At 75.7% G+C, this 6,936-nt stretch carries 6 protein-coding genes; all 6 read left to right on the forward strand.

Annotation, left to right across the window (positions count from 1 at the left end; all coding sequences use genetic code 11):
- The first annotated feature begins 106 nt into the window (after nucleotides 1-106).
- Complete coding sequence (hpnE, locus tag ACYVO2_RS36975; protein ID WP_461012519.1) at nucleotides 107-1,543, forward strand: hydroxysqualene dehydroxylase HpnE; 1,437 nt, start codon at nucleotides 107-109, stop codon at nucleotides 1,541-1,543.
- A gap of 92 nt (nucleotides 1,544-1,635) precedes the next feature.
- The gene (locus tag ACYVO2_RS36980; protein ID WP_461012520.1) at nucleotides 1,636-2,682 is read left to right on the forward strand and encodes a polyprenyl synthetase family protein; all 1,047 of its coding nucleotides are present in this window, start codon (nucleotides 1,636-1,638) and stop codon (nucleotides 2,680-2,682) included.
- A 157-nt stretch (nucleotides 2,683-2,839) separates the two neighbouring features.
- Nucleotides 2,840-4,888, forward strand: a complete 2,049-nt coding sequence (shc, locus tag ACYVO2_RS36985) for a squalene--hopene cyclase (RefSeq protein ID WP_461012516.1) — start codon at nucleotides 2,840-2,842, stop codon at nucleotides 4,886-4,888.
- On the forward strand, nucleotides 4,888-5,700 hold the full coding sequence (locus ACYVO2_RS36990) for a phosphorylase family protein (RefSeq protein WP_461012517.1): 813 nt from the start codon (nucleotides 4,888-4,890) through the stop codon (nucleotides 5,698-5,700). Before shc ends, ACYVO2_RS36990 begins: the two co-directional genes overlap by 1 nt.
- Before the next feature lie 5 nt (nucleotides 5,701-5,705).
- Nucleotides 5,706-6,734 (forward strand): adenosyl-hopene transferase HpnH, encoded by a 1,029-nt coding sequence (hpnH, locus tag ACYVO2_RS36995; RefSeq protein WP_461012518.1) that lies wholly within the window; start codon nucleotides 5,706-5,708, stop codon nucleotides 6,732-6,734.
- Between the two features lie 46 nt (nucleotides 6,735-6,780).
- The coding region (locus ACYVO2_RS37000; RefSeq protein WP_461012521.1) for a 1-deoxy-D-xylulose-5-phosphate synthase N-terminal domain-containing protein at nucleotides 6,781-6,936 on the forward strand (156 nt) is incomplete at its 3' end.

Raw genomic sequence — 6,936 nt, forward strand, 5'->3', positions numbered from 1 at the left:
CGGCACCGGCCCCGCCCCGGCGCGGGTCCCGGGCACGGCCCCGCGCCCGCCCGCCCCGCCCGCCGGCGCGGGCACCAGCGGCGACGGCCGTCCCGGCGGGACGGCCGTGGTCGTCGGGGGAGGGCTCGCCGGGATCACCGCCGCGCTGGAGCTCGCCGACGCCGGGGTGCGCGTCACCGTGGTGGAGGGCCGCCCGCGCCTGGGCGGCCTGGCGTTCTCCTTCCGGCGCGGCGAGCTGACCGTGGACAACGGCCAGCACGTGTTCATGCGCTGCTGCACCGCCTACCGCGGCCTGCTCGCCCGGCTGGGCGCCTCGGGTCTTGTCACCCTCCAGCACCGCCTGGACGTGCCCGTGCTGGACGTCGCGGGCGCCCGCCCCGGCGGCGGCGCGGCGGGCCTGCGGCTGGGCCGGCTGCGCCGCTCGGCGCTGCCCGTCCCGCTGCACCTGGCCGGCAGCCTGCTGCGCTACCCGCACCTGTCGCCCGCCGAGCGCCTGTCCGTGGGCCGCGCCGCCCTGGCCCTGCGCGCCCTCGACCCGGCCGACCGCGCCCTGGACGGGCAGGACTTCGCCACCTGGCTGCGCGCCCACGGGCAGTCCCCGCGCACCGTCGAGGCGATGTGGGACCTGGTCGCCGTCGCCACCCTCAACGCCCGCTGCGCCGAGGTCTCCCTCCAGCTCGCCGCCATGGTGTTCAAGACCGGCCTGCTGTCCGACCCGGGCGCCGCCGACATCGGCTGGGCCACCGTGCCGCTCGGCCGCATCCACGACGAGGCGGCGCGCGCCGCCCTTGAGCGCGCCGGGGCGGCGGTGGAGCTGCGCACCCGCGCCACCGCGGTCCGCCGCGCCGACGGGTTCGAGGTCGCCGTGGAGGGCGCCGGGGGAGCGCGCACCCTGCGCGCCGACGCGGTGGTGCTCGCCGTCCCCCAGGACCAGGCGCGCGCCCTGCTGCCCGAAGGGGCGCTGCCCGCGCCGGACCGGCTGCGCGAGCTGGCCTGCGCGCCCATCCTCAACGTCCACGTGGTCTACGACCGCCCGGTGCTGCGCCGCCCGTTCACCGCGGTGCTCGGCAGCCGCATCCAGTGGATCTTCGACCGCACCGCCGCCTCCGGCCTGTCCGGCGGCGGCCAGTACATCGCGCTGTCGCAGTCCGCCGCCCACGACGACATCGACGAGCCCGTCGCCCGACTGCGCGCGCGCTACCTGCCCGAACTGGAGCGCGCCCTGCCCGCGGCGCGCGGCGCGCGGGTGCGGGACTTCTTCGTCACCCGGGAGCGCACCGCCACGTTCGCCCCCGCCCCCGGCGTCGGCGCGCTGCGGCCCGCGGCCCGCACGGACGTGCCCGGCCTGACCCTGGCCGGCGCGTGGACCGACACCGGGTGGCCCGCCACCATGGAGGGCGCCGTGCGCGGCGGCCGGGCCGCGGCGGCCGAGGCCGCCGCCGCGCTCGCCGCCGCGCGGGCCCGGCGCCGCGGCGACGACGCGGCGGCCGGTGCGCCGTCCGCGCGGACGGGCCCCGGAGGCCCTCAGGAGGCGGCGGGATGAGGCCCGCCGCGGCCAGCACGTACACAGCCAAAGGAGACAGCAAGGTGAGCACGGCCAGCAGCACGAGTCCGGCGCGGGACGAGTCGGACGTCATGGCCGTACTGGAGCGCGGCCGCGACCTGGCCGCCCCGGCGCTGCGCGCCGCCGTGGACCGGCTGGCCGCGCCCATGGACACGGTGGCCGCCTACCACTTCGGCTGGATCGACGCGGCGGGCAACCCCGCCGACGGCGACGGCGGCAAGTCCGTGCGGCCCGCGCTGGCGCTGCTGTCCGCCGAGGCGGCCGGCTGCCCGCCGCACACCGGTGTGCCCGGCGCGGTCGCGGTGGAGCTGGTGCACAACTTCTCGTTGCTGCACGACGACCTGATGGACGGCGACGAGCAGCGCCGGCACCGCGACACCGTGTGGAAGGTGCACGGCCCGGTGCAGGCCATCCTGGTCGGCGACGCGCTGTTCGCGCTGGCCACCGAGGTGCTGCTGGAGCCCGGCACGGTCGAGGGCGGCCGGGCCGCGCTGCGGCTGGCCACGGCCGGCCGCAAGCTCATCGACGGGCAGGCGCAGGACCTGTCGTTCGAGCACCGCGACCGGGTCACCGTCGCCGAGTGCCTGGAGATGGAGGGCAACAAGACCGGCGCGCTGCTGGCCTGCGCGGCCTCCATCGGCGCCGTGCTCGGCGGCGCCGCCGACGCCACCGCCGACGCCCTCGCGTCCTACGGCCACCACCTGGGCCTGGCCTTCCAGGCCGTGGACGACCTGCTCGGCATCTGGGGCGACCCGCAGGCCACCGGCAAGCGCACCTGGAGCGACCTGCGCCAGCGCAAGAAGTCGCTGCCGGTGGTGGCGGCGCTGGACGCGGGCGGCCCCGCCTCCGAGCGGCTCGCCGAGCTGCTGGCCGCCGACGCCAAGGCGCTGGCCGCGCTGGGCGCCGGCGCCACGGGCGAGGACGCCGACTTCGACGAGGAGGAGTTCGCCTCGCGGGCGGCGCTGATCGAGCAGGCCGGAGGCCGGGAGTGGACCTCGGCGGAGGCCAGGCGCCAGCACGCCTCGGCGCTCGCCGCACTGGAGGGGGTCTCGATGCCCGATAGGGTGCGCCGCAATCTGGTCGCGCTCGCGGACTTCATTGTGGTACGTGAGAGGTGATCAGATGATCGGGCCGCAGGAAGGCGGAAGCGTCCGGCCCCTCGGAGGCGAGGGGCCGCGGACTCGGAGTCAGTGACCAGCAAGCCGCACCACCGAGCACAACGACGGCCCACCGGCCGCCTCACCCATGCAGCACCGACCACTGTGAGGGGGAGCGATGACAGCGACGACGGGCGGCACCGCCCGGGAGAGTCAGAACGGCGGCGTCCCGGGTGACCCGCCGGGTGCGGCCGCGCACACCGCCGGGACCCGGCCCGCGCACACGGGCGGGGAAGCCGACAGGACGGTGCCCCTGCAACGCCTGTCCGCGCAGGAGCTGGCGTCCAAGGCGGTGGAACGGGGCACAGCCTACCTGCTCTCCAGGCAGCACCCGGACGGCTGGTGGAAGGGCGATCTCGAGACCAACGTCACCATGGACGCCGAGGACCTGCTGCTCCGCGAGTTCCTCGGCATCCGGGACGAGGAGCGCACCGCGGCCACCGCCCGCTGGATCCGCTCCCAGCAGCGCGAGGACGGCACCTGGAGCACCTTCCACGGCGGGCCCGGCGAGCTGTCCACCACCGTCGAGGCGTACGTGGCGCTGCGCCTGGCCGGGGACGACCCGGACGACGAGCACATGGCGACCGCCGCCAAGTGGGTGCGCGACCAGGGCGGCATCGCCTCCGCGCGGGTGTTCACCCGGATCTGGCTGGCCCTGTTCGGCTGGTGGAGCTGGGACGACCTGCCCGAGCTGCCGCCGGAGATGATCTACCTGCCGAGCTGGGCGCCGCTGAACATCTACTCCTTCGGCTGCTGGGCCCGGCAGACCATCGTGCCGCTCACCGTCGTCTCCGCCCACCGGCCCGTGCACCCCGCCCCGTTCGCGCTGCACGAGCTGCACACCGACCCGGCGGTGCCCAGCCCCGGGCGCCCGCTCGCCCCCGTGACCAGTTGGGACGGCGTCTTCCAGCGGCTGGACCGGGCCATGCACGCCTACCACAGGGTGGCGCCGCGCGCCCTGCGCCGGGCCGCGATGCGCTCCGCCGAGCGCTGGATCATACAGAGGCAGGAGGCGGACGGCTGCTGGGGCGGCATCCAGCCCCCCGCGGTGTACTCCCTGATCGCCCTGCACCTGCTCGGCTACTCCCTGGACCACCCGGTGATGGCCAAGGGGCTCCGGGCGTTCGACGACTTCACCGTGCGCACCCCCGACGGGATGCGCTGGGTGGAGGCGTGCCAGTCCCCGGTGTGGGACACCTGCCTTGCCACCATCGCGCTGACCGACGCGGGCCTGCCCGCCGACCACCCCGCGCTGGTCAGGGCCGCCGACTGGATGCTCGGCGAGCAGGTGCTGCGCCGCGGCGACTGGTCCGTCAAGCGGCCCCACCTGCCGCCGGGCGGCTGGGCGTTCGAGTTCCACAACGACATGTACCCGGACACCGACGACACCGCCGAGGTGGTGCTCGCCCTCACCCGGGTGCGCCACCCCGACCCCGGCCGGGTCGCCGCCGCGGTCGAGCGCGGGGTGCGCTGGAACCTCGGCATGCAGTCCAAGAACGGCGCGTGGGGCGCGTTCGACGTGGACAACACCAGCCGCTTCCCCAACCTGCTGCCGTTCTGCGACTTCGGCGAGGTCATCGACCCGCCGTCCGCCGACGTCACCGCGCACGTGGTGGAGATGCTCGCCAAGGTGGGCCGGGCCGCCCACCCCGCCACCCGGCGGGCGGTGGACTGGCTGCTCGCCGAGCAGGAGCGCGACGGCTCCTGGTTCGGCCGGTGGGGCGTGAACTACGTCTACGGCACCGGCTCGGTGGTGCCCGCGCTGGTGGAGGCCGGGGTGCCGCCCTCCCACCCGGCGATCCGGCGCGCCGTGCGGTGGCTGGAGCGGCACCAGAACCCCGACGGCGGCTGGGGCGAGGACCTGCGTTCCTACCGCGACCCGTCCTGGGCCGGGCGGGGCGCCTCCACCGCGTCCCAGACCGCCTGGGCGCTGATGGCGCTGCTCGCGGCCGGGGAGCGCGGCGGCGCCGCGGTCGAGCGCGGCGTGCGCTGGCTCGCCGACGCCCAGCGCGACGACGGGAGCTGGGACGAGCCCCAGTTCACCGGCACCGGGTTCCCCTGGGACTTCTCGATCAACTACCACATGTACCGGCTCGTGTTCCCGGTGACCGCGCTGGGGCGCTACCTCCACGCAGGCCGGCCGGAGGGCGCCGCGAAGGGAGCCTGATGACCGTGCCACCGCCCGTCGCCCCCGCGGGCCAGCCGCCCCCGCCGCTGGTCGTCTGCGCCCTGCGCGTGGAGCGCCTGGCCCTGCGCGGCGCCGGGGACGTGCTGCGCACCGGCATGGGCCCGCGCGCCGCCGGGGCGGCCGTCCGCGCCGCCCTGCGCGGCGGGGACGGCGGGGCGCGGGGGACGACGGGTGCCGGGGCGCGTCCGGTCGTGTCCACGGGCTTCTGCGCCGGCCTCGCCCCCGGTCTGCGGCCCGGCACCGTGTTCGTCGCCACCGAGGTGCGCGGCCCCGCGGGCTCCTGCGGTTCCCCGGACGCCGCGGCGGAGCCCCTGCCCTGCCCCGGCGCCGACCGGCTCGCCGACCTGCTGCGCCGCCGCGGCCGCACCGTGGTGACCGGGCCCATGGCCTGCGCCGACCACATCGTGCGCGGAGCCGAGCGGGCGGCGCTGGGCGCGGGCGGCGCGGTCGCCGTGGACATGGAGTCCGCGGCGGTGCTGCGCGCCGCCCTCGCGGCGGGCCCGCGCCCGGTCGCCGTCGTCCGCGTCGTCGTGGACACCCCCGAGCACGAGCTGCTGCGCCCGGGCACCCTGCGCACGGGCGCCGCCGCCTACCGGTCGCTGCGCGCCTGCGCGGCGGCCCTGCGCGACCCCGCCCTGTTCCACCCCGCCGACGCCCCCGCCCCCGACATGCCCGCCCCCGACATGCCCGCACCCGACCGGCAGCCCCCGCCCGCGGGCGGGGGACCGGCCGTCACCGCACACCACCGACCCGCCCACCCATCCAGCGACATCCGCTCTCCCCGGAGGTGAGCAAGATGGCCATGCCGTTGCGTCAGACACTGCGCGTCGGGACCTATCTCTTCCAGCAGAGGACCCTGCGGCGGCGGGACAAGTTCCCCCTGATCGTGGAACTCGAACCGCTCTTCGCCTGCAACCTCAAGTGCGAGGGCTGCGGCAAGATCCAGCACCCGGCCGGGGTGCTCAAGCAGCGCATGCCCGTCGCCCAGGCCGTCGGCGCCGTCCTGGAGTGCGGCGCCCCCATGGTCTCCATCGCGGGCGGCGAGCCCCTGATGCACCCGCAGATCGACGAGATCGTGCGCCAGCTCGTCGCCCGGAGGAAGTTCGTCTTCCTGTGCACCAACGCCATGCTGCTGCGCAAGAAGCTCGACAGGTTCCGGCCCTCCCCCTACTTCGCGTTCGCCGTGCACATCGACGGGCTGCGCGAGCGGCACGACGCGTCCGTCGCCAAGGAGGGCGTCTTCGACGAGGCCGTGGAGGCGATCAAGGAGGCCAAGCGCCGCGGCTTCCGGGTGACCACCAACTCCACGTTCTTCAACACCGACACCCCGCAGACCGTCGTGGAGGTGCTGAACTTCCTCAACGACGACCTGCGGGTGGACGAGATGATGATCTCGCCCGCCTACGCCTACGAGAAGGCGCCCGACCAGGAGCACTTCCTCGGCGTCGAGCAGACCAGGGAGCTGTTCCGCAAGGCGTTCTCGAACGGCAACCGCAGGCGCTGGCGGCTCAACCACAGCCCGCTCTTCCTCGACTTCCTGGAGGGGAAGACCGACTTCCCCTGCACCGCGTGGGCGATCCCCAACTACTCCCTCTTCGGCTGGCAGCGCCCCTGCTACCTGATGAGCGACGGGTACGTCCCCACCTACCGGGAGCTGATCGAGAAGACGGACTGGGACAGGTACGGGCGCGGCAAGGACCCGCGCTGCGCCAACTGCATGGCGCACTGCGGCTACGAGCCCACCGCCGTGCTCGCGACGGTCTCCTCGCTGAAGGAGTCGCTGCGCGCGGCCAGGGACACCATGGCGAGCGGCCGCGGGGCATGAATGGCCCGAGCGGCGGCCGGGCATGGCAGTGACCGATGAGTGACGGATGAGTACCGATCGAAGCGGGGGTGGACCGTTGTTGCTCGAGCAGATCAAGGGCCCGGAGGACCTGAAGGACCTCTCGTCCGAGCAGTTGGTGGAGCTGGCGGGGGAGATCAGGTCGTTCCTGGTGGAGGCGGTGTCGCGGACCGGTGGGCATCTG

The sequence above is a fragment of the Streptomyces capparidis genome, from assembly GCF_054782095.1.

Coding starts and splice junctions, on each gene's coding strand:
- shc (WP_461012516.1), top strand. CDS start 2,840: ATGACAGCGACGACGGGCGGCACCGCCCGGGAGAGTCAGAACGGCGGC.
- ACYVO2_RS36980 (WP_461012520.1), top strand. CDS start 1,636: ATGGCCGTACTGGAGCGCGGCCGCGACCTGGCCGCCCCGGCGCTGCGC.
- hpnH (WP_461012518.1), top strand. CDS start 5,706: ATGGCCATGCCGTTGCGTCAGACACTGCGCGTCGGGACCTATCTCTTC.
- ACYVO2_RS36990 (WP_461012517.1), top strand. CDS start 4,888: ATGACCGTGCCACCGCCCGTCGCCCCCGCGGGCCAGCCGCCCCCGCCG.